Annotated in this window: 19 protein-coding genes and 1 tRNA gene; 11 read left to right on the top strand and 9 right to left on the bottom strand. The window is 66.1% G+C overall.

The genetic code is table 11. The annotated features are described in order from the left end of the window. Positions 1 to 9: 9 nt before the first annotated feature. The 6 genes from AC04MD_RS10885 to thiS are packed head-to-tail and all read right to left on the bottom strand — an operon-like array spanning position 10 to position 4,549. Positions 10 to 471: a hypothetical protein gene (locus AC04MD_RS10885; protein ID WP_475497292.1), complete on the bottom strand. Its 462-nt coding sequence runs from the start codon at positions 469 to 471 to the stop codon at positions 10 to 12. Continuing rightward, positions 468 to 857: an ACT domain-containing protein gene (locus AC04MD_RS10880; protein ID WP_475497291.1), complete on the bottom strand. Its 390-nt coding sequence runs from the start codon at positions 855 to 857 to the stop codon at positions 468 to 470. The genes AC04MD_RS10885 and AC04MD_RS10880 overlap by 4 nt, the downstream gene beginning before the upstream one ends. After that, entirely contained in the window at positions 854 to 2,722 is a 1,869-nt protein-coding gene (locus AC04MD_RS10875; RefSeq protein ID WP_475497290.1) for an SLC13 family permease, read from the bottom strand. Before AC04MD_RS10875 ends, AC04MD_RS10880 begins: the two co-directional genes overlap by 4 nt. A gap of 41 nt (positions 2,723 to 2,763) precedes the next feature. Continuing rightward, positions 2,764 to 3,498, bottom strand: coding sequence for a tRNA (guanosine(46)-N7)-methyltransferase TrmB (gene trmB / locus AC04MD_RS10870; RefSeq protein WP_475497289.1), 735 nt, complete (start codon positions 3,496 to 3,498; stop codon positions 2,764 to 2,766). Then, entirely contained in the window at positions 3,498 to 4,292 is a 795-nt protein-coding gene (locus AC04MD_RS10865; protein ID WP_475497288.1) for a thiazole synthase, read from the bottom strand. Before AC04MD_RS10865 ends, trmB begins: the two co-directional genes overlap by 1 nt. A gap of 56 nt (positions 4,293 to 4,348) precedes the next feature. After that, complete coding sequence (thiS, locus tag AC04MD_RS10860; protein ID WP_475497287.1) at positions 4,349 to 4,549, bottom strand: sulfur carrier protein ThiS; 201 nt, start codon at positions 4,547 to 4,549, stop codon at positions 4,349 to 4,351. A gap of 173 nt (positions 4,550 to 4,722) precedes the next feature. Between thiS and AC04MD_RS10855 the strand changes: the two genes are divergently transcribed. The 4 genes from AC04MD_RS10855 (at position 4,723) to AC04MD_RS10840 (ending at position 10,460) form a co-directional block, all read left to right on the top strand. After that, on the top strand, positions 4,723 to 6,522 hold the full coding sequence (locus AC04MD_RS10855; RefSeq protein WP_475497684.1) for an autotransporter domain-containing protein: 1,800 nt from the start codon (positions 4,723 to 4,725) through the stop codon (positions 6,520 to 6,522). A 79-nt stretch (positions 6,523 to 6,601) separates the two neighbouring features. Next, a tRNA-Gly gene (locus AC04MD_RS10850) sits at positions 6,602 to 6,675 on the top strand. 104 nt (positions 6,676 to 6,779) lie between these two features. Beyond that, the gene (locus AC04MD_RS10845; protein WP_475497286.1) at positions 6,780 to 8,390 is read left to right on the top strand and encodes an integrase; all 1,611 of its coding nucleotides are present in this window, start codon (positions 6,780 to 6,782) and stop codon (positions 8,388 to 8,390) included. 1,173 nt (positions 8,391 to 9,563) lie between these two features. Further along, positions 9,564 to 10,460 carry a DNA-methyltransferase gene (locus tag AC04MD_RS10840; protein WP_475497285.1) on the top strand — a complete coding sequence of 299 codons (897 nt, stop codon included), beginning with the start codon at positions 9,564 to 9,566 and terminating at the stop codon, positions 10,458 to 10,460. On the opposite strand, the gene AC04MD_RS10835 is transcribed toward AC04MD_RS10840, so the two are convergent. Continuing rightward, positions 10,449 to 11,264 (bottom strand): hypothetical protein, encoded by an 816-nt coding sequence (locus tag AC04MD_RS10835; protein ID WP_475497284.1) that lies wholly within the window; start codon positions 11,262 to 11,264, stop codon positions 10,449 to 10,451. The two genes, AC04MD_RS10840 and AC04MD_RS10835, sit on opposite strands and share 12 nt — an antisense overlap. A 72-nt stretch (positions 11,265 to 11,336) precedes the next feature. Then, positions 11,337 to 12,989, bottom strand: a complete 1,653-nt coding sequence (locus tag AC04MD_RS10830) for a MobA/MobL family protein (RefSeq protein ID WP_475497683.1) — start codon at positions 12,987 to 12,989, stop codon at positions 11,337 to 11,339. A 437-nt stretch (positions 12,990 to 13,426) separates the two neighbouring features. Between AC04MD_RS10830 and AC04MD_RS10825 the strand changes: the two genes are divergently transcribed. Genes AC04MD_RS10825 through AC04MD_RS10815 form a run of 3 tightly spaced genes read left to right on the top strand, consistent with a single transcriptional unit; the run spans position 13,427 to position 15,815 of the window. Next, a complete protein-coding gene (locus tag AC04MD_RS10825; protein WP_277434757.1) occupies positions 13,427 to 13,738 on the top strand; it encodes a conjugal transfer protein TraD in 312 nt (103 codons plus the stop codon). After that, on the top strand, positions 13,735 to 13,947 hold the full coding sequence (locus tag AC04MD_RS10820) for a hypothetical protein (protein ID WP_303636567.1): 213 nt from the start codon (positions 13,735 to 13,737) through the stop codon (positions 13,945 to 13,947). Before AC04MD_RS10825 ends, AC04MD_RS10820 begins: the two co-directional genes overlap by 4 nt. Continuing rightward, positions 13,944 to 15,815: a type 4 pilus major pilin gene (locus AC04MD_RS10815; protein WP_475497283.1), complete on the top strand. Its 1,872-nt coding sequence runs from the start codon at positions 13,944 to 13,946 to the stop codon at positions 15,813 to 15,815. The genes AC04MD_RS10820 and AC04MD_RS10815 overlap by 4 nt, the downstream gene beginning before the upstream one ends. 52 nt (positions 15,816 to 15,867) lie before the next feature. Here AC04MD_RS10815 and AC04MD_RS10810 read toward each other — a convergent pair whose 3' ends face one another. Continuing rightward, on the bottom strand, positions 15,868 to 16,461 hold the full coding sequence (locus AC04MD_RS10810; RefSeq protein WP_475497282.1) for a hypothetical protein: 594 nt from the start codon (positions 16,459 to 16,461) through the stop codon (positions 15,868 to 15,870). Between the two features lie 226 nt (positions 16,462 to 16,687). Between AC04MD_RS10810 and rimK the strand changes: the two genes are divergently transcribed. From rimK to AC04MD_RS10790, 4 genes are all read left to right on the top strand, one after another. Continuing rightward, positions 16,688 to 17,563, top strand: a complete 876-nt coding sequence (gene rimK, locus AC04MD_RS10805; protein ID WP_475497281.1) for a 30S ribosomal protein S6--L-glutamate ligase — start codon at positions 16,688 to 16,690, stop codon at positions 17,561 to 17,563. A 291-nt stretch (positions 17,564 to 17,854) separates the two neighbouring features. After that, entirely contained in the window at positions 17,855 to 18,331 is a 477-nt protein-coding gene (locus AC04MD_RS10800; RefSeq protein ID WP_475497280.1) for a hypothetical protein, read from the top strand. Positions 18,332 to 18,336: 5 nt separating this feature from the next. Beyond that, a complete protein-coding gene (locus AC04MD_RS10795; protein WP_093487792.1) occupies positions 18,337 to 19,020 on the top strand; it encodes a response regulator transcription factor in 684 nt (227 codons plus the stop codon). After that, complete coding sequence (locus AC04MD_RS10790) at positions 19,007 to 20,383, top strand: sensor histidine kinase (RefSeq protein ID WP_475497279.1); 1,377 nt, start codon at positions 19,007 to 19,009, stop codon at positions 20,381 to 20,383. The genes AC04MD_RS10795 and AC04MD_RS10790 overlap by 14 nt, the downstream gene beginning before the upstream one ends. Positions 20,384 to 20,388: the final 5 nt, after the last annotated feature.

The following is a 20,388-nucleotide window of genomic DNA, read 5'->3' as shown; positions in this document are numbered from 1 at the left end:
GCGGGGCCGTCATCGCTCGAATGCTTGAGCAATCCGGGCTTTCGTCTTGAGTTCTTCGTAGGAGTCGACTTCGATGCGGATCACGGTCTTCGCCATGGAGCGTGAGGGGTTTTCTCGGAAACTCCAGTACGAACGTGGCCACTCCCGTCCCGCGTTAGCGTCGGCGAACCATGCGCTGCCGCTACCGTCCGGATGAAAGCCGACGAATTTCAAAGTCGGCGTGTCGGGGTGGTTGCCGACGTAAATCGATGCGATAGGGTCGTTTGTCCCGGCGAAACGGTATCCGCACACCAGAAAGTCGGGTCCGTGGCGTACTGTCAGGTCCCAGGCAATCCGCGCTTTCAACACGGGGCACGTCATGGCGTCGTCGGCACTGGCAACCGGCGCCTGCGGTTCCCGAGCACGACAGGCTGCAAGGTCCAGGATGGCGACAAGGGCGATGGCACCAGCAAACGCCCGGCCGGAGATCATCGAAGGACCCCGTGTCCTGAGGCCGACAGAGCAGCGCATGCCGTGTCCAGCTGATGCGCTTGGACAAGCACATAGTCCGTATCGAAGGTCGAGATCGCGAAGATGCCCACGCCGGCCGTCGCCAGCGGGTCCAGTACGGCCTTCAGGATGCCGGTCAACGCGAAGTCGAACGGTCCCTGCAGCTTGAACATGCGCCAGCCGCGCTGGCAGCGGACGTCGTCGGGGACATGCGCTTCCTCGCAGACCAGCGACAGTTCGTCGTCGGTCCAGCCGGCATGACGCATGCCGGTGGTGGGCCACCAGGCGGGCAGGGCGGCGTCGGCCGGCAATTGCGCGACGGCATAGCAACCTGGCAGAAGCAACAGGTTCAGCGATGGCGTGGTCATCCGCCGCGTCCGTTCCACCAGAACAGTGCATTCACCGCGAGCACGACGACCATCGTGTAGACCAGCGACAGCGGCCCGCCCACGCGCCACAGCTGGCGCGAGGTGTAGTTGGCGGGGCCGACGATCATCGAGATCACCGGATTCGACGCGGTCATCAGGTTGTTGGACGCCGACAGCGCCACGATCAGCGCGAACGCGGTGGGATTGCCGCCTGCCGCCAGCGCCAGGTTGATCGCCATCGGCACCATCACGATGGTCGCGCCGACATGGCTGATCACCAGCGAGAACGCGGTCGTCAGCAGCGCGATGGCGATTTCCAGCACCCACACGGGAATGCCTTCCGGCAAGCGCTCGACCGTATGCCCGGCCACCCACGCCGCCGCGCCGCTGCTGTCCATCGCCCAGCCGAGCGGGATCAGCCCGGCCATCAGGAACACCGTCTTCCAGTTGATCGCGCCGTAGGCCTCGTCCATCCGCAGCACGCCGGTCAGCAGCATGCCGGCGACGCCGGTCATCAGCGTCAGCGCGACCGGCAGCTTGGAGGTCAGCGCGATGATGATGGTGATGGCGAAGATGGTCATCGCGATCTTGAACTTGTGCGGCCGCTGTTCGCCCTTCGGGTAGTCGGTCACCACCACGAAGTCGCGGCTTTCCGCCGCCAGCCCCAGGTCCTGCCAGATGCTGTGGAATACCAGCATGTCGCCGGCGCGCAGCTTCTCGTCGCGCACGTTCTCGCGGATGACCTTCTTGTCGCGGTTGATCGCCAGCAGGCTGATGCCGTTCTGCTTGCGCAGGCGCAGCTCGCGCGCGGTCTTTCCGATGAACTTCGACGTCGGCGGCACCACCGCCTCGGAGATGCCGGCGCGGCTGGGATTGAACAGGTCGCCGAAGTGGCGCAGGCGCGAGGACATGCGCAGGAACTGGTTCTGCGCGAAGTCGCTGATCTCCTGCCGCGCGCCCATCACGCCCAGCACGCTGCCGACCCAGATGCGCATGTCCGCCGGCGGCGCCAGCCGCGTGTCGTTGCCGGTCTGCAGCGCCAGCATCAGCGGTGCATCGTGCAGCGCTTCGGCTTCGCCCAGCGACATCCCCACCAGCGGGCTCTCGGCGCTGACCACCAGTTCGAACACGTCGCCTTCGATGCCGTAGGTGTTGGCGAAATAGCTCTCGGTGCGCGCCGGCGTCACCGCGCCGTCGCTGTCCTGCGTCTCGTCCTTTAGCTTGCGGTCGCCGTAGTAGCGGAAGTACAGCAGCGAGGCGAGCACCAGCGTCAGGCCGATCGGCCACGGCGCGAACATGCGCAGCGGTTCCAGCGTGGCCATGCCGGAGGGCAGGTTGTTGTTGGCCGACACCAGCAGGTCGTTGAGCAGGATCAGCGGCGAGTTGCCGACCATGGTGAACGCGCCGCCCATGACGATGGCAGCGGCGATCGGCAGCAGCAGCCGCTGCATCGACAGCCCGGTGCGCGAGGACAGGCGCGAGGCGACCGGCATGAACAGCGCCATCACCGACGGGTTCTGCATGAACGATGAGTTGAGGCTCGCGATGGCGGTGGTCATCAGCAGCAGGCGCTGCTCGATGCCGTGGCCGCGCCGCAGCAGCCAGGAGGCCAGCCGGTTCAGCGCGCCGGTGCGGTCCAGGCCGGCGCCGAGGATCATGGTGGCGATGATGCTCATCACCGCGTTGCCGGAAAAGCCGCCGAAGATCTCTTCCGGCGCGATCAGCCCGGTGATGCCCAGCACCACCAGCACCACCAGCGCCACCAGGTCGGCACGGATGCGTTCGAACAGGAACATCGCCATCGTGAAGCCGACCAGCCCGAGGACGAGCTTCATGTCGTTGGTCAGCGTCAGCGCGTTTTCCATGTCGCGGTCGGTTTCCGGGTGCGTACTGCGGTACTGCTCGACTACTCGCGGTCGTACAGAAGATCCCACACGCCGTGGCCGAGCTTCTGGCCGCGGGTCTCGAAATGCGTCTGCGGCCGCCACTCGGGGCGCGGCACGCTGCCGCGCGGACCGGCACGGTTGGTCAGGCCGGGCGTCGCGTCCAGCACGTCCCACATGTGCTCGGCGTACGCCTCCCAGTCCGTGGCGCAGTGCAGGCGGCCGCCGGGGCGCAGCTTGCGCGTGATCAGCGCGGCGAACCCGGGCTGCACCAGCCGGCGCTTGTTGTGGCGCTTCTTGTGCCACGGATCGGGGAAGTAGATGCGGACTTCGTCCAGCGATCCGTCGGCGACCTCGTGCTGCAGCACTTCCACCGCGTCGTGGTGGTAGATGCGGACGTGGTCGCTGCCGTCCTCGGCCAGGGCGTTCAACAGCCGGCCGACGCCGGGCGCATGCACTTCCAGGCCGAGGTAGTCGCGGGCCGTGTCGTGGGCGGCGGCGAAGCGCAACGCTTCGCCATTGCCGAAGCCGATTTCCAGCACGCGTGGGGCAGTACGTCCGAACGCGTCGTCGTAGTCGCGCGGCTCACCGGTGTAGTCGAGCCCGAAGCGCGGCCACTGCGTATCGAAGGCGCGCTGCTGCGCGTCGGTGAAGCGGCCCTGGCGCAGCACGAAACTGCGGACCTCGCGGCGACCTTCGCTGACCGTGAACGGCTTGGGCGGGGTCTTCGCGCCCGGGCTGGAGAACGGGTCGGTCATCAGCCGATCAGGCCGTCGATCGGGCTGGACGCCGAGGCGTTGCGCTTGCGCGGGATGCGGCCGGCCAGGAACGCCTCGCGACCGGCTTCGACGGCCTTCTTCATGGCGCTGGCCATCAGCACGGGATGCTTGGCGCCGGCGATTGCGGTGTTCATCAGCACGCCGTCGCAGCCCAGCTCCATCGCGATGGCCGCATCGGACGCGGTGCCGACGCCGGCATCGACCAGCACGGGCACCTTGGCGTTCTCGATGATTTCCAGCAGGTTGTACTTGTTCTGCACGCCCAGGCCGGACCCGATCGGGGCGGCCAGCGGCATCACCGCCACGCAGCCGATCTCTTCCAGGCGACGGGCGAGGATGGGATCGTCGCTGGTGTAGACCATCACTTGGAAGCCGTCGGCGACCAGCGTTTCGGCAGCGGCCAGTGTCTGCACGACATCGGGGTAGAGGGTCTTCTGGTCGCCCAGGACCTCGAGCTTCACCAGGGTGTGGCCGTCGAGCAGCTCGCGCGCCAGCCGGCAGGTACGCACGGCGTCGGCGGCGGTGTAGCAGCCGGCGGTGTTGGGCAGGATGGTGTACTTGTCCGGCGGCAGCACGTCGAGCAGGTTGGGCTCGTTGGGCGACTGGCCCAGGTTGGTGCGGCGGATGGCGACGGTGACGATCTCGGCGCCCGCGGCCTCGGTGGCCAGGCGGGTTTCCTCGAAGTCCTTGAACTTGCCGGTGCCGGTGAGCAGGCGGGAACGGTAGGTCTTGCCCGCGATCACCAGCGGGTCATGGGGGGCGGTGTTCGACATGCGGCGATTATCGCCCATGTGACGCCGGTGCGTCCCACCGACAGCAGTGCTGGCGATCAACCGCCGCCGAGCGCGTGCACGATCTCGACGCGGTCGCCGGCCTGCAGCGCATGCTGCCCGTGCTGGCTGCGCGGGATGATCTCGCCGTTGACCTCGATGGCCACGCGGCGCTCGGCCAGGCCCTGCTGTGCGAGGAGGGTGGCGATGGTGCTCTGGTCCGGCAGCGCCTGGGGCTGCCCGTTCAACTGGATGTCCATGCCGGCATTGTCGCCGATGGGGCGGCGGCTTGCCGCATTGCAGCGTGTGCCCCGGCGGGCTTGGTGGAACGATGCGCGCCATGCGCAGCCGTACGGCAGAGCCGGCGCGCAGCCCATCCATTCCTTGCCCCGGAGATTCCATGAAGCCTTCCTTCTCGCCCGTCCGCTCCCTGCTGGCCGTCGCGCTGGCGGTGGCGGCCGCCCCCGCCCTGGCAGGCGACAGTCCGTATTCCCAGACCATCTTCTTCGGCGACAGCCTCACCGACTCGGGCCATTTCCGCCCGGCGCTGATCCAGGCGGTCGGCCCGAACGGCGCCATCCTCGGCCGTTTCACCACCAACCCAGGGCAGGTCTGGTCCGAATACCTGGCCGAGTACTACGGCACCGGCGCCGGCAGCGCCAACCAGGGCGGCACCAACTACGCCGTCGGCGGTGCGCGCGTGGGCACCAACACCTCGGGCGCGCTGGGCCCGATCCCGTCCATGACCACCCAGCTGACCAGCTACCTGTCCGCCAATGGCGGCCGCGCCGATCCGAATGCGCTGTACACCGTCTGGGGTGGTGCGAACGACCTGTTCGCCGTCGTCGGCGGCGCGCCCGCGCAGGCAACGATCGGCAGTGCCGTCACCGCGCAGGTCGGCATCGTCGGTACGCTGCAGAACGCCGGCGCCCGCTACATCCTGGTGCCGACGGTGCCCGACCTGGGCGTGACGCCGCAGTTCCGCGCCGGCGGTGCGACGGCGCAGGCCACCGGCACGCAGCTGGCCACCACCTACAACACCGCGCTGTTCGGTGCCCTCAACACCGCCGGCCTGCGCATCATTCCCTTGGATACCTTCACCCTGCTGCGCGAGATCGTGGCCAGCCCGGCGGACTACGGCTTCGGCAACGTCACCGGTACCGCCTGCAACCCGCAGATCACCGCTTCGTCGGTCACCTGCAGTCCGCTCAACTACGCCACCCCGAACGCGGCCGACGTGTACGCGTTCGCCGACGGCGTCCATCCCTCGTCGAAGGCCCACGAGATCCTGTCGCAGTACGCGCTGTCGATGCTGGAAGGCCCGCGCCAGATCGCGCTGCTGCCGTACACCGCGTCCGTGCACGGTCGCGCACGCGCCGACCGCGTCGCTTCGCATGTGGCAGGCAAGCCCGAGGCCGACGGCATGCGCTGGTGGGGCGACGTACGCGGCGACTTCCTGCGTTACGACGACGGCAACCTGTACGACGGCGCGGGTCCGATGGGCACGTTCGGCGTGGACTGGTCGAGTGGGTCGTGGGTGTACGGCGCCTTCGCGGGCTACGGCCGGGCGAAGTACGACTTCGGCCTGCGCCGCGGCAGCTTCGACGAATCCGACGCCACGCTCGGCGGTTTCGCCGGCTGGTATGGCGACAACCTGTGGGCGAACGCGCAGGTCAGCTACAGCTGGATCTCCTACGACATCGATCGCGAAGTGCAGCTCGGCGGGGTGACGCGCCGCCACAGCGGCTCGCCGGACGGCACCAACCTGACGGTCGGGGCGAGCGCGGGCTACGAGTTCGGTGACGGCGCGTTCCGCCATGGCCCGGTGGTGAGCGTGGTGTCGCAGACCATCGAGATGGATGGTTACAGCGAGAGCAACGTCAACTCGACCGCGCTGGCCTACGGCGACCAGGACTTCGACTCGCTGATCGGCAGCGCCGGCTGGCAGGTCAGCTACGCCATCAACGATCACCTGGCACCGTACGCCCGCCTGACGGTGGACCGCGAGTTCGAGGATCCGGCGGCGGAAGTGTTCGCGCAGTCGCTGTCGATGCCCGGCACGGCGCCGTACGCGGTGCCGGGCCTGGATACCGACGACAGCTACGGCACCGTGCTGCTGGGCGCACGCACCCAGCTGTTCGGGTTCGACGCCAACCTCGGTGTGACCACCACGGTCAACCAGGGGGGCGGCACCAACACCACCGCTTTCATGACGCTCAGCGGCGGCTTCTGATGCATGCCGGGCAATGCGGTGCCCACCCCGGGCGCCGCATTGCCTCGCCGCGCGTCGCGGCATAGACTCACGCCACCATGCGGGTGTAGTTCAATGGTAGAACTGCAGCTTCCCAAGCTGCTAGCGTGGGTTCGATTCCCATCACCCGCTCCACTCGCCGAAAATCTTAGCACTAAGTTGTTGAAAGTGCAAGGGTTTTAGCGAGAATGCGGCCCCTCAAACGACCTACCTAGGGTATCGTTTGAGGTATCACCGCAATGCCAAAAGCTCTTTTGCTATCTCGACGAAGCGGGCTTTACGCCCGCTTTTTTGTGCCTGCCGATTTGCGCCCAGTGGTGGGCTCTCGGTTCCTGGTTCGCCCTCTCTATCAGCCTCCAGGCGACGCGGCGCGGCTGGTGGCCGCGCACATGGCCATGGCACTCTCGCGTGCATTCGACGCACTGCGCAGGGGGCAGGCCATGGACTTGGAAAAAGCATTGGAAGCGGCCCGCGCGGCGGGGCGGAAAGACCTCGTGGTGGAGGAGGTCGTCTTGCCCAATGGGGTGCGCGTGGGGCGCGCCCAGATCGACACGCCCCAGGACGCGGAGATGTATCAGCGACTGCTGGAAAGGTTGGCGGAGAAGGACCCACTGGCCGCCGCAGTGGCGGGCTATGTGCCGGCGGCCCCTGAGCCAGCGCCAATCGGGCCGTTGCTCTCCGAGTGCATTGCCAAGCACCTGGAGCGGTTGGAAGCGGCCAGGTTGGACCCGCGGACCATCATGGACAGCCGCCACACCCTGCGACTTTTGCTTGGCTTCGTCGGTGACATCCCAGCCCAGACCCTGGACGCCGACCGCGTGCAGGCCTTCATGGAGGCGGTCGAGCACTGGCCCCGACACGCCACCAAGAAACGGGCCTACCGGGATTTGAGCGTGCTCGAGGTCATCGAGTTGGCCAAGGCCAACGGCGAGCCGCCGCCGAAGGGCGCGACACTGACCAAGCATTGGGACCGGCTGGCGGTGTTCGTCGGCCATCTCCAGTCGTCGAACGTCTTGCGCCACGACCCGATGGCTGGTCTCACGCCGCCGGACGAACGCCACAGCGAAATGGAACCCGACACCGGGCGCCCGTTCACACACGCAGAATTGCAGGCGGTGTTTGGCCCAGCGTTCCTCCCGTGGGCAAGCAAGTATCCTCACCGCTTTTGGGGGCCATTGCTGGGCCTCTACAGCGGGGCGCGGGTGACCGAAGTGGCGCAGTTGCGCGCGGTCGATGTCATGAACGTTGACGGGGTGCCGGGCTTCTTGGTCACGACCAAGGCCAAGGGCAACAAGGTCAAGAACCCCAACTCGTTGCGCTTTGTGCCGTTGGCCCAGCCGCTGCTGGATGCGGGCTTTCTGGCGTATGTGGACGAGGTCCGGGCGGCCGGGGTGGAGCGGTTGTTTCCAGACCTGCCCAACAGCACCGGCTTGGGGCTCGGCCGGCAGCTCTCCAGGCAATTCTCCACCTACATTAAGCGGCAGGGCGTGGAAGAGGAGGGCATGGGCTTTCACGCGTTCCGGCACTACTTCATCACGCACCTGGACCGGGCCTTGGCAGCCACCGGCATGGAGATGGGGGACAGGGACGTGGCCATAGGCCGCATCACCGGCCACGACAAGCCGCCGCAATCGGTCCTGCGCAAGGTCTACGTGGACCGCGAAGGCTTGGCCGTGCCGGCGGCGGTCCAGCCGGAAACGCTGCCCAAGCGCGTGGAGGCATTGGCACTTTTCACCGCGCCAGTGACGGTGCCAGCACACGTGCCGGGCCAGTTCGCCGACAACCTGAAACGTGCCCTCGTGCTGGTGAAGCGGGAAACACGCGCGAAGAAAAGCAAAACCCCCGCGTGAGCGGGGGTTTTGGTGTCGGAGGGTCTTGCGGGTCTTCTAAGCCGCTAGCATGGCGGTGAACTGGGGAACACCCCCGCTGGCGCGGGGAAACCGACGCCCCGACATTACGACGACATGAGCGAGCGTCAAGCCCTCGCGGTGCCGGGAGGCACCGCAACGGGCCTTGACCCCCGGAGGGAAGCGAGCGGAAGCGAGCTAGGCGGACGGCAAAGCCGGCCGCGCTTTGGCTGTTGCTCTTGGACCGGTTTTGCGGGACGCGGGCACACGGGAAGGCTTAGCGCCTGGGAGAAACCCAAGCGCAGCCTGCCCGGTGGCGAGGTCCGCGCACATGTCCCGACTTGTCGCCCGGCCGCTTTACTACTGGGCGGCCCTGAACCTTTGCGGGGGGCGCAGCGGCGCGCCCCCCGAACCCCCCGCCGCCGAGTGCGTCTCGCCTGCGGCGAGCCCGCCCTCGGCCTTTCTGCTCACCGTTACGTTTTTTCCTTACATGAAAAACCGGACCGGTTTTGCGGGACGCGGGCACACGGGCCCCACCCTCGGCTGGGTATCGGAATGAGATGTTCGGCCCGCGATTGTGGTGCGTTGAAGCTGCGGGTGTGCGGTTGGGAGTGCGACCCCAACGGCCTAGCGTGGTTCACAGCGTCGCCGCTGCTGCCCCCTGTCCACGCCGCCCACGGTCTGTTGTGGGCGTCTCTATCGGGCTGCGGCCAGGCCAGCGTTCACGCACGTCTCCACGTGCGTCCGAGTTGCGGGGGTGTCCTACACAGTTGAGCCCCCAGTCCCCAGTTGCCGCGCGCTCCCCACCTAAGGGTGATGACGAGAACCGTTTGAGGGCTATGAACCCACCCCGCCTAGCGTCATCGCGCAGGCCGTCCGGTTCGTTGGATCCGGAGACGAGGGAGAGGGGTTGCGGTCGTGCCCGGGCTTGGTAGGCTGGTCTTGAGGCCAGCGCCTGGGCTCGGTAGTTCGCACCTACCTTGCTCGCCTCCGGGCTTCACTCACCCGGGGGCCTTCCCTTCAAAGTAGCTCGCCCCGGTCATTCGTCAAGGTGATCGGGGCGAAGTCTTTTAAGGGGCAGCCTTGACGGTCGCAGGCCGTGAGAGGCCTCCGAGAGAACTTGACCAGCGCTCCCTCTGCACGGGACCCTACACCGCAGCCGAACTGTGAACCCGTATGCTCCAGATTGTTAGTGAAGCCAACTTGGAAACCACCGCTGTGCCTGTTGCGGATGAACCAGAAGCGCGAGGGCGCCTAATCGTTGGGGACGCTCGGCGCGTCTTAGCTGGCTTCCCTGCGCAAGCATTCAATGCGTGTATCACGTCCCCGCCGTATTGGGGTCTGCGGGATTATGGAGTGGACGGGCAGATTGGCGCAGAGCCGACCTTGGACGCTTACATCTCGGATTTGGTCCTATTGTTCCGAGAGGTGCGGCGGACCTTGCGCGACGATGGCACGCTTTGGCTAAACATCGGTGACGGGTTCACCAGTGGGGGACGCACATGGCGCGCACCTGACAAAAAGAACAAGGGGCGAGCCATGGAGTATCGTGCGCCCACCCCAGAGGGGCTCAAGCCCAAGGATCTTCTCGGGGTGCCTTGGCGACTGGCTTTGGCACTCCAGGCGGATGGCTGGTATCTGCGATCGGACATCATCTGGCACAAGCCAAACTGCCAACCTGAATCCGTTCGAGACCGGCCCACGCGATCACACGAATACGTTTTTCTTTTTTCGAAATCCGAGCGCTACCACTACGACGTGGAAGCGGTGAGAGAGCGCACGGCCGATGGCAAGGGAGCCAAGAACCGCCGATCTGTATGGTCTATCAATACGGAACCTTACGGCGGCAATCACTTCGCTGTATTTCCGACTGAACTCGTCCGTGTCTGCATGGCGGCAAGCACGCCTAAGGATGGCCTGGTGCTTGACCCATTCTTTGGGTCTGGGACGGTCGGTCAGGTGGCCCGAGATCACGGCCGTCGGTTTGTCGGTATCGAGCTCTCCGAGGAATACGCCGAACTGGCCAGACAGCGCCTTGCCAGCCCCAAGGCTCCTCGACGCTCAAACCGATAGGCTCTCAAATTCCCAAGTGGCAATGACGTTGCCCAAGCTCTTCTTCAAGTGCTTGATCTGCAGTTTGCGCTCGCCGCCGCCATCGAAGTAGAGCGCAAACTGTAGGTCTTTCGGGTTCACCTTGGCGCCAACGGTATAGGCCCACCCTGCGTTGCCAATGTAGCAATAGCCTGGCCGTGGGTTCTGTTTGCTGGCAGTCTTCATTTCCAGCGTTCCGTGCGCAGCCAGCAGCAAAAGCGCTTTGGGTATGGCAACCAATTCGTAGCTGTGCCAGCCGTTGCGCGTATCTTTTAGTCGCCGCAGCGTTAGAACGTGGTCGTAGCCGTTCAAGTGGTCTATGAACTGTTGGCGCAAACCCTCCAGGTCAGCGGGATTGGTGGTCCACTCCCCGCCGCCCAGTTCCATGAACTTGGAGATGTGGATGGTGTCCAGGCGAATGTTCTGGGAGGCTTCCGTTTTCAGGGAAAAACGTTCCCCCTCCACCAAAATGTCGTAACCCTTATTGCCGCGAGGGGCGAGGTCGGCGTCTCGCTTGTGAAGCTTTTGCACTCGCTCCAACGCATATTCGAACTTGTCTTTTGAGAATGCCTCGCGCGAAAAAGCGTGATGAATGCGAATGATGTCGCCCAGGTCGTCCACGATGCCCTGGGTCATCAAGTCCATGCCGCCCCGGAGCTTGAAGGGCGCCCACGTGAACTTGTGTGGGGTCATGAATTGCTTGGCAACGTCCGACACCAAACCCACTTGGCTATCGTTGAGCTTTTCTAGGAGCGGCAATAGGTGGGCGAGGGATTTAGGGGCCATGACAGGGCACAGGACTGCAAACCCCAACCCTAACAAGGTCATCGCACCCTGCACAGCCCCCGCCAGTTGGTGTTAGCGCGGGCGGGGTCCGCGGAACTGCCTTATGGCTTTCTGCGCGGGCACCTCGACCAACGAGGCGTCCGGTGCCGGATGGGCCAACTCTTCCTTGGTGTCGAAGCGGGGCACTACCAGGCCGAACGCTTCCGCGAACTGCGCGCGCGCGCGCTCGGCGCTGGCTTCTGCTTGCTGCCGCTGCCGGCTTGCTGCGTCGCGCCCGTCCTTCGCCTCCGCTTCGGCGACCTTCGCCCGCTTCACGGCTTCCGCCGCCTCAAGGGCCTGCCTGTCGTGCGCCGTGGGACGGCCCAGGGCTCTGCGCATTCGGCTGAACGGGTCATCTGCCGGCGGCCCGTAGTGCCCACGGTCGGCACGGGCACGGCGAAGCGCTTCCCGCGCTTGCTTTCGCTCTTCGACCTTTCTGCGCCATGCCTCCCGTGCCTCGCCTGCGGCGTTGTGGGTTTCCAACAGGGCGCGCGCGGTGGCCCGCTGCCAGGGGGTTGCTTCCGGCTGCTGAAGGGCACGCCGTGCGCGGGCCAGCATTTCGGCAATCAATTCTTCAAGCTGCTTGGCGGCTTCTTGCACCACGACGTTCTCCACCTGGACACGATCTTTCCCTCGGGCTGCGCGCTCGACGGCTGCCGACCCCTTCCCCTGCTGACCAGCGGCGCCAGCCGCCCGCCGGGGCATGGATGCCCCGGCCTTGTGCGAAGCGGGACGCTTTGCACGGGCCTGGACGGCGGCCTTTGGCGTGGGGCTGTTAGGGGTGGCCTGGGCCATGGCGGCAGTTCGCAGCCGCTGGGCGCCCTCCTTGCGTCGCTCCAACAAGGCGCGCGCGTGTAGGGCTTGCTCGTCCACCAGCTGCAAGCGGCCGTCGGCGGCCGCCTTGGCCTTGAGGTCTTCAAATCTGCGGGTGTGCTGGTTGAAGCGGCGCTCACTGGCCGTTCTTGCTCGGTCGTTGCGCTTTGCCCTGGGCAGGCGTTCGCCCCGGCGGCGGGCCTGGGTGACGGCCTTGCCCTCGTGTTTAGTCGGCACGCGGTCCAATTGGGCGACCGCGCCGAAATCGCCGCGTTGGGCTGCCTCGGCTTTCTGGTCCACAAGGCGCCGGTGGTCCACGCGCGAGGCAACGCCAGCGGCGGTTAGGGCGGCATTGATACGCGCGCCGATGGCGGCCCGTAGGTCTTTCAGTTCCTGCGCCCCTGCCTTGAATTCGTCCAGGACTTTCGCCGCACTGTTGCCGAAGCCATCCGGGCCCACCTGGCGCGGGGTGATGAGTATGTGCGCGTGAAAGTTGCGGTTGTCTCCGCCTTTGTCGGGTGCGTGGAGCGCGACCTGGGCGGCAACGCCGTAGCGTTCGACCAGCAATTGCCCCAGGTCTTTAGCCAGGCCGCGCCGCTGCTCGGGGTCCAGTTCGTGCGGCAAGGCCACCAGCACCTCACGCGCAACGCGCGCGTTCTTCCGCGTCTCGTGGCCTTCGACCTTGGCCCAAAGCTGCCGCGGATCCGTGGCCCACGCGGGCGCGCCATCGGGTGCCAGCATGTCCACCGACAGAACACCGCCTTTCTTGCTGTAGTCGTGGCGCGCGCCGCTGGGGTCGTCCAAGCACAGGCCAGCGCGGTAAGCAGCGGCAGCGGTCGCGCTGTCGCCCTTCCCACGGCTAAGACTTTTCACCTGGACCGAGTAAATCGCCACTACCTGAAAACCCCAACAACGACGGAAGCGCAGCCCCCTCTGGGGGCGAGCATTGGGGGGCAGGCGTGCGAAGCGCGCCGGGGTGTCGGGGGCGTAGCCCCTGACCGCACGGTTTCGCGAAGCGAAACCATAAGTGCGCTCTTGCTGTTTTCTTCGGGGCGAAAATCGCCCCTTCGAACCGCAGAGAACCGGGGCTGCTCGCTGCGCTCGCTGGCCCCCCGTTTCAGGTTCCCATGCACGCAAAAGCTGTCAACTTTTTAGCCAAAGCAAGAGCGGCGCTCGCTATCCGCTCGCGCCATCGATTGGGGCGTTGCCCCCCTTGCGCTCCGCGCGATTTCTGCTTGCATGGTTTATCAAGGCTTTTGTGAGCGTGGGTCGTGTCAGATGTTGAGAAGCGAAAGCTAAAACTGGATCGCATGATTGAAGCGGTGGCGAAGGAGCAAGCCAAACTGCTCCTGGCCGAACGCGAAGAGCAGCGGAAACGCCGCCGCGCCGAACTCAAGCAACGCGAAGCCGATAGGCGCGCCGACGCGCACCGCAAGATTGAGCTGGGTGGCCTCGTCATCGCTGCAGGTGTGGACGAGTGGAACGAGGCGGAAATCGTCGGCGCGCTGCTGGCCGTTTCCGAACAACTCGCACAACAACCGCAAGGCCGCGACCGGCTGCGACGCAAGGGCCTTGACCACCTAGAAGCCCGTGCGGCCTCTCGAAAGGCGGCGAAACAATGAGGCGCGTTCCACCACATGCCGACGGCTTCCGCCGCGCCGTGGTGGACGAAGCCCTGGCTGTGGACGGCGCATTGGTCTACGTCGTGCGCCTCTACTTCCCCAACGGTCATCTGTCGGTGACCCGCACCCATGCGACCTACCAGGCCGCGGCTCAAGAAGTCGCGGACTGGATGGACTGGTCCGAGCGCATTCCCCCGAGGCTCCCATGAAGAACAAGCACAAGCGCCGCGCCAACGGCTTCGGCCTCGTTGAAACCCTGCTGACCCTGGGCGCGCTGTCCGCGCTCTCCCTGGGCATCTATCTGGTTCTCTCTCCGGCCTCGGCCGCCGCCCAGGCCAAGCGCGAGCAGGACAATCTGCGTGACCTGTCCACGGCCGTGGACAGGTCGTTTGGCTTGCTCGGCAGTTTCCAGGGTGTGAGCGCTTCGCGTGTTCTGGAAGATGGCCTAGCGCCCACCCGCATGGTCGAAGGCGACACGCTCCGCACCTCCTGGGGCACGTCGGTGACCATCGCGCCCCACTCGGTCAAAGCCGCGGCGGATGGGTTCGTGGTGGTGTATCCGTTTGCCCCTGCTGACGTGTGTCCCCGCCTGGCGGCCGCGGTCTCGCGCGATGCCTACGACATTCGCGTCGAAGGGGTGAGCGTCTACGATGCTGGTCGGCTCAACCCCGGCGCCACTGCGGCCGCCTGCGGCCAGGCCGACACGGCCACCATGGAGTTCGTCTATCACTCCGGCTTGGTGGCCGGCACGGCCGTGGCTGCTTCCCCCCTTCAACTCCCACCGGCGCCCCCTTCGGTGACGCCTCCAACCTCGCCGCCGATGGGTGGCCCGGTGGGCCCTGCGGGTCCTGTAGGTCCTGCTGGCCCAATTGCTCCTGCTCTAACCGCTCCACCGGTTGCTCCGCCGCCGTCGTTCCTGCCGCCGCCGTCCACGCCGCCACCGGTCACCACGACGACACCGCCCACGGTGACGCCGCCGAGCGTCACGCCGCCCACCACAGTGGCCGCGTGCGTGGTGCCGCCATCGTGGACGCAATCGGAAGCGCGCAGCGCCGCATGCGCGGCTGGTCAGCACGGCTCGGTAACCGAAGGTCGCACCGCTTCCCATACGTTCGATTGCCCTGAAGCGTGGGACGCTCCGCGCGAAACCGTGAGCCCTTGGACCGCTTGGACGGTGACAGGGAGCACGTGCGTAAACTGCCCGGCGCCATCGACGCAGTCGGAAGCGCAGTGGGTGGCCACGCCCAGCAGTTGCGCCGCCGGCCAATACGGCACGCGCAGCTGGGAGCGTCAGCAATCGCGCAGCCGTGGCATTTCCTACAACTGCCCCGCTGGCACCACCACGCTGCCTCCGGCAACGGTGGGCACTTGGTCGGCCTGGACCGACACGGGCGCCACGCGTGCCCAAGTCAACACGTGCGCGACCTGTCCGGCGCCCTTCCCGCAAACGGAAACGCAGTGGGTTGACGCCAGCGCCACCTGCCCGACGGGACAGGTTGGCACGCACACCTGGGAAGTGCTCCAGTCGCGCAGTCGCACCGGCTCTTACAGTTGCCCGGCGGGCACGTCCACGTTGCCCCCGGTGACGTGGAGCACCTGGAGCGCGTGGGCCAACACGGGCACCACGCGCAACGTGGTGAACACGTGCGCACCCAGCACGCCCACGTGTGCGAACGCGACAACGGCGCCGTTCCGCCTTGTCTCTTACAACGCATGTTCCAACAGCAGCGGCACGACCATCGGCGGAGGCTTGGCGCACCCCAATCCTGCCACCGGCGATTACTGCACGGGCTGGGTCGATTTCGCCACCCAGCCCGGCGGGCCGCATGGCGCGAATTTCAGCGGGGAAAACAACATCTCCATTCGTCTGGAGTGGCAAGGCAACATCTACACCTGCTCCTATTACGGCTACCTGGGCACCAGCAGTTCCGGCCAGGTTTACGGCAGCGCCATGCCAGCTCTGCCGCCCGGCATCAGCTGCGAGTCGATGAACTTTTTTGCGACTTCGCAAGGGTGGAGCTTGGGCGGCGCGCTCAATATCCTGGGGCCTGGACCGCAATACGCCACCTGTCCGTGATACGAAAAAGCCCCGCTTTTCGCGGGGTTTTCTCTTGCTGCATTGGCGTTGCTTAGTCGGCCTTGGCCATCAGCGTTTCATCGCTGGCATAGGCGCCCAGGTCGCGTTCGGTGCCCTTGCCCTGCTGATACAGCACGCGGCCTTCGCTGACGAGGTAGCCGGGGCCAGAGGCGTAATCACCGACCGAGAAGAAGGCACCGCCGACGCGCTCCGGACGGCCCCGCATGATCATGCGGCCGTTGCTGGCCTGGGTGCCGGCGTAAAACGACACGTCCGCCGCCGTGGGCATCACCACCGGCTTGTGCGGGTGGGAGTGGATCGACAAGCGCAGCGCGGTCATGCCCTCCGGGACGTTCGACCGGCGCATTTCGCAAGTCATCGCGCCCTTGGTCGAGCTCAGGCGCACGCCGAAGCGCTCGCCATCGGCGGACTGCGCCAGCATGCCGCACGCTTCAAAACCGGTGTCGTGCGTGTAGCGGTCCAGCGCCGGAGCGATCCGCAGCACGAAGTCTTCCAGCGGCTCGCCCTGCTCGCTCACCAGTTCGACGACGTGCGTCAGGGAAGGGGCGGCAACTGCCGGAGCCGTTGCAGCGAAGGCGCCCAGAATGAGCGCGGCCCAAAAGCGTTTTCCCATGTCTCCACCCAAGAAGTTCTTGAGTGGCGACCCACGAACCTGCTACCGTGCAGGTATCGTTTGAGGTATCGTTTTTGGGCCCTGGGCCGGCAGGAAAATCCTGTTAGTTCAGGGGCTTAGCGGGGTTTGGATTCTGTTCCCATCACCCGCTCCATTCCGCGTCATTCCTTCCTGATCCTGTCATCGCCCCGTGCACCGGGCGTGGCATGCTGTGCCTGCCTCCCGTGACCGACTCCCCATGAAGCTCGCCATCCTGTCGCGCAACGGCAAGTTGTACTCGACGCGCCGCTTGGTCGAGGCCGCGCGACAGCGCGGCCATACCGTGCGCGTGCTGGATCCGTTGCGCTGCTACATGCGCATCTCGTCCAAAGGGTTCCAGTTGCATTACAAGGGCCGCTCGCTTGCCGGTTACGACGCGGTCGTCCCGCGCATCGGCGCGTCGATCACGCGCTATGGCACCGCGGTACTGCGACAGTTCGAACTGATGGGCACGTACAGTCCGAATCCGTCGGATGCCATCCTGCGCGCGCGCGACAAGCTGCGTGCGCACCAGTTGCTTGCGGCGCAGGGCATCGACCTGCCGGTGACCGTGTTCGGCGACAACCCGGACGACACCAGCGACCTGTTGTCGATGCTGGGGCCGCCTCCGCACGTCATCAAGTTGAACGAGGGCGCGCAGGGCGCGGGCGTGATGCTCACCGAGAAGCCGTCCGCTTCGCGCAGCGTGGTCGAGGCGCTACGTGGCCTGTACGCGAGTTTCGTGGTGCAGGAATTCATCGGCGAGGCCGAGGGCGCCGACCTGCGTTGCTTCGTGGTCGGTGACGAGGTGGTGGCATCGATGCGCCGGCAGGCGCCCGAGGGCGACTTCCGTTCCAACCTGCACCGCGGCGGCACCGCCCTGCATGCGGTGGCGACGGACGAGGAGCGCGCCGTGGCGATCCGCGCGGCCAGGGTCCTGGGGCTCGGCATTGCGGGGGTCGATCTGATCCGGGCCGAGCGTGGCCCGCTGGTGCTGGAGGTGAACTCGACCCCCGGCCTGGAAGGCATCGAAGGCGTCTGCGGGGTGGACGTGGCCGGAAGGATCATCGAGCACGCGACGGCGCGGGCTGAATAGGGCCGCCCGTCGCCAAGCGTGCCCGCGACCACGTATTTCACGTGGAATTAACGCGCTCTTTAACGGTGGTTTAATCGAAAACCGCGTAGCCTTGGCCGGACCGCAGCTCTGCGTTCCTCCCGGTGGATACATCTGGAAGCACAGGATTACGGTAATCGGGGCATCAGTTTGGCCCAGGCGGGCGACCACCCGCCTGGGCCTTGTTTTTTCCAGCGCCACCAAGCGCACGCCACTTGCCGCCCCGTCCTGCGCTGGCTAAATTCGGTAACTCTCACTACGTAAGGACGCATGATGCGCCGCTCCATTCTTGCCGCCCTGGTGGCACTGGCTTTTGTCGCCGCCGCCGACGCTGCCCCCCGCGACAAATCCCAGAAGGCGCAGGCGCTCGATCTGGACAAGCCGTTGCCCGAGCAGGTGGAGCTGATCCAGAAGCAGCTGGACGACGGCGAAACCTATGCCGAGATCGCCGCCGCCGACCGTTCCAATGTGAAGGCGTCGCTGGCCAGGCTGGCCGCGATCGTCAACGAGAACGGCGGGTCGCTGAATCCGCAGCAGAAGACGCAGCTGCTCAACGAGCAGAATACGATCAACCAGATCCTGTCGCAGGCGGCCGCCGACAGCCGCATGGTGTGCCGCCGCGAGGCGCAGATCGGTTCGCTGCGCACGACGACCCAGTGCAAGACCGTCGCCGAGCGCCGCCGCGATGCGCAGGAAGCGCAGGAAACCATGCGCCGGAATCCCTCCGGCACCTTCAACAAGGGGAGCTGAGCCAGGTGCGCATCCTCGTCATCGAAGACAACAGCGACATCGCCGCCAACCTCGGCGACTATCTGGAGGAGCGCGGCCATACCGTCGACTTCGCCGCCGACGGCGTGACCGGCCTGCACCTGGCGGTGGTGCACGAGTTCGATGCCATCGTGCTCGACCTCAACCTGCCCGGCATGGACGGGCTGGAAGTCTGCCGCAAGCTCCGCAACGAAGCGCGCAAGCAGACGCCGGTACTGATGCTGACGGCGCGCGATTCGCTGGACAACAAGCTGGCCGGCTTCGATTCCGGTGCCGACGACTACCTGATCAAGCCGTTCGCACTGCAGGAAGTCGAGGTACGCCTGAACGCGCTGTCGCGTCGCGGCAAGGGCGTGCAGACGCGCGTGCTGGAAGTCGGCGAGCTGGAATACAACCTGGATACGCTGGAAGTGCGCCGCCAGGGCAAGCTGCTGCAGCTGAATCCCACGGCATTGAAGATCCTGCAGGCGCTGATGGAGGCGTCGCCCGCCGTGGTGACGCGCCAGGAGCTGGAAACCCGCGTCTGGGGCGAAGAGCTGCCGGATTCGGATTCGCTGCGCGTGCATATCCACGGACTGCGCGCCGTGGTCGACAAGCCGTTCGACTCGCCCTACATCCAGACGCGCCACGGCATCGGATACCGCATCGCCGCGCCCGATGCCAGCAACTGAGTCGTCGAAACCCCGCCGCCACCGCCGCTTCCGGCGGCGGCTGCGCACCCGCATCATCCTGTCGTTCGTGCTGTTGGGCTTCGGCCTGACGCTGTTGCTGGCCTTTTCTGCGAATTGGGTACGAAACCGGGTTGAGGAAGATCTGGTCGTGGACGCGATCAGCCAGAACATCGCGGAGTATCAGCGTCGATACGTCGAGAGTGGCGGACGCGAACGCGATCTGCGCGTCCAGACGATGAGGGCTTACGCATTCGCCCCCGACAAGTTCGCGCAGTTGAGGATTGATCAACCGGAGTGGTACGAGCTTCCCAATGGAATTCATACCGTCAGCGGCACCGACGAAGACGGGTCCCCTTTCTCCTATTGGCTCGCCGTGCAGAAGACGCCTGAAGCGTGGTTCTTCCTCGCTTACGACAAAACGGAGTCCGTCAAGGCGAAAAGCAAGTTCAACAACGCTCTGATCGGCGTCGTTATAGTGTTCACGGGCATCTCGCTATTGATAGGCTGGTGGTCCGCCTCCCGCGTGATGAGCCCGGTCTCCGAACTGGCTGCACGCCTGCGTGCCTATCGCGGCAGCAGCAACCCGCGGCCGCTCGCGCCGCATTTCCCGCAGGACGAAGTCGGTGAGCTCGCCAAGGCGCTCGACGACTATTCCGGCCGTCTGACGGAGGTCGTCCAGCGCGATCGCGAGTTCAACGCCGACGTCAGCCATGAGCTGCGTACGCCTCTGGCCATCATCCGCGGCTCCGTCGAGCTGATGCTGTCGCGGCCCGACATGGACGAGAAGACCCGCACCCGCATCCAGCGTATCCAGCGCGCCGAGCAGCAGTGCACGGACCTGATCAGCGCGCTGTTGCTGCTGTCCCGCAACGAGCGCGGCCATGGAAATACCGACGTCGCGCGCGTGGTCGACCAGTTGCTCGACGCGCACCGCGCCACGCTGGGTGGGAAGCCGCTGGTGCTGCGTGTCGAAGGGGAGGGCGGCGTGACCGTCGATTCGCCCGAGGCGGCGTTGTCCGTCGCGCTGGGCAACCTGATCGGCAACGCGGTGAAATACACCAAGGAAGGCGAGGTGGTCGTGCGCCTGCTGCCGGATGCCGTGGAAGTGATCGATTCCGGTCCCGGCCTGAGCAAGGAGGATGCGGCGCGCCTGTTCGAACGCGGCTACCGTGGCACCCACGCCGGCCATTCGCAGGGCGGTGGCATCGGCTTGTCCATCGTCAGTCGCCTGTGCGCGCTGTACGGCTGGCAGGTCGGGGTACGTCCCGGCGAGCCCAAGGGCGTGGTGGCGACGCTGCGGTTTTCTCCCGAGCGCGATGCCGCGCCCGAAGCGCTGGTCAACGGATCGCCGCAGGGCGCGTGAGCGCG

This window comes from Pseudoxanthomonas sp. LjRoot206, assembly GCF_056175725.1.
Note: the sequence above shows the minus strand (reverse complement) of the source record. Positions and strands in the feature narration are given on the sequence as shown.

Excerpts from the sequence above, each read along its gene's own strand:
- AC04MD_RS10825 (WP_277434757.1), top strand. The coding sequence starts at position 13,427 with ATGATTGAAGCGGTGGCGAAGGAGCAAGCCAAACTGCTCCTGGCCGAA.
- thiS (WP_475497287.1), bottom strand. The coding sequence starts at position 4,549 with ATGGACATCCAGTTGAACGGGCAGCCCCAGGCGCTGCCGGACCAGAGC.
- AC04MD_RS10835 (WP_475497284.1), bottom strand. The coding sequence starts at position 11,264 with ATGGCCCCTAAATCCCTCGCCCACCTATTGCCGCTCCTAGAAAAGCTC.
- AC04MD_RS10875 (WP_475497290.1), bottom strand. The coding sequence starts at position 2,722 with ATGGAAAACGCGCTGACGCTGACCAACGACATGAAGCTCGTCCTCGGG.
- trmB (WP_475497289.1), bottom strand. The coding sequence starts at position 3,498 with ATGACCGACCCGTTCTCCAGCCCGGGCGCGAAGACCCCGCCCAAGCCG.
- AC04MD_RS10885 (WP_475497292.1), bottom strand. The coding sequence starts at position 471 with ATGATCTCCGGCCGGGCGTTTGCTGGTGCCATCGCCCTTGTCGCCATC.
- AC04MD_RS10815 (WP_475497283.1), top strand. The coding sequence starts at position 13,944 with ATGAAGAACAAGCACAAGCGCCGCGCCAACGGCTTCGGCCTCGTTGAA.
- AC04MD_RS10820 (WP_303636567.1), top strand. The coding sequence starts at position 13,735 with ATGAGGCGCGTTCCACCACATGCCGACGGCTTCCGCCGCGCCGTGGTG.
- AC04MD_RS10880 (WP_475497291.1), bottom strand. The coding sequence starts at position 857 with ATGACCACGCCATCGCTGAACCTGTTGCTTCTGCCAGGTTGCTATGCC.
- rimK (WP_475497281.1), top strand. The coding sequence starts at position 16,688 with ATGAAGCTCGCCATCCTGTCGCGCAACGGCAAGTTGTACTCGACGCGC.
- AC04MD_RS10800 (WP_475497280.1), top strand. The coding sequence starts at position 17,855 with ATGCGCCGCTCCATTCTTGCCGCCCTGGTGGCACTGGCTTTTGTCGCC.
- AC04MD_RS10840 (WP_475497285.1), top strand. The coding sequence starts at position 9,564 with ATGCTCCAGATTGTTAGTGAAGCCAACTTGGAAACCACCGCTGTGCCT.
- AC04MD_RS10865 (WP_475497288.1), bottom strand. The coding sequence starts at position 4,292 with ATGTCGAACACCGCCCCCCATGACCCGCTGGTGATCGCGGGCAAGACC.
- AC04MD_RS10845 (WP_475497286.1), top strand. The coding sequence starts at position 6,780 with ATGCCAAAAGCTCTTTTGCTATCTCGACGAAGCGGGCTTTACGCCCGC.
- AC04MD_RS10790 (WP_475497279.1), top strand. The coding sequence starts at position 19,007 with ATGCCAGCAACTGAGTCGTCGAAACCCCGCCGCCACCGCCGCTTCCGG.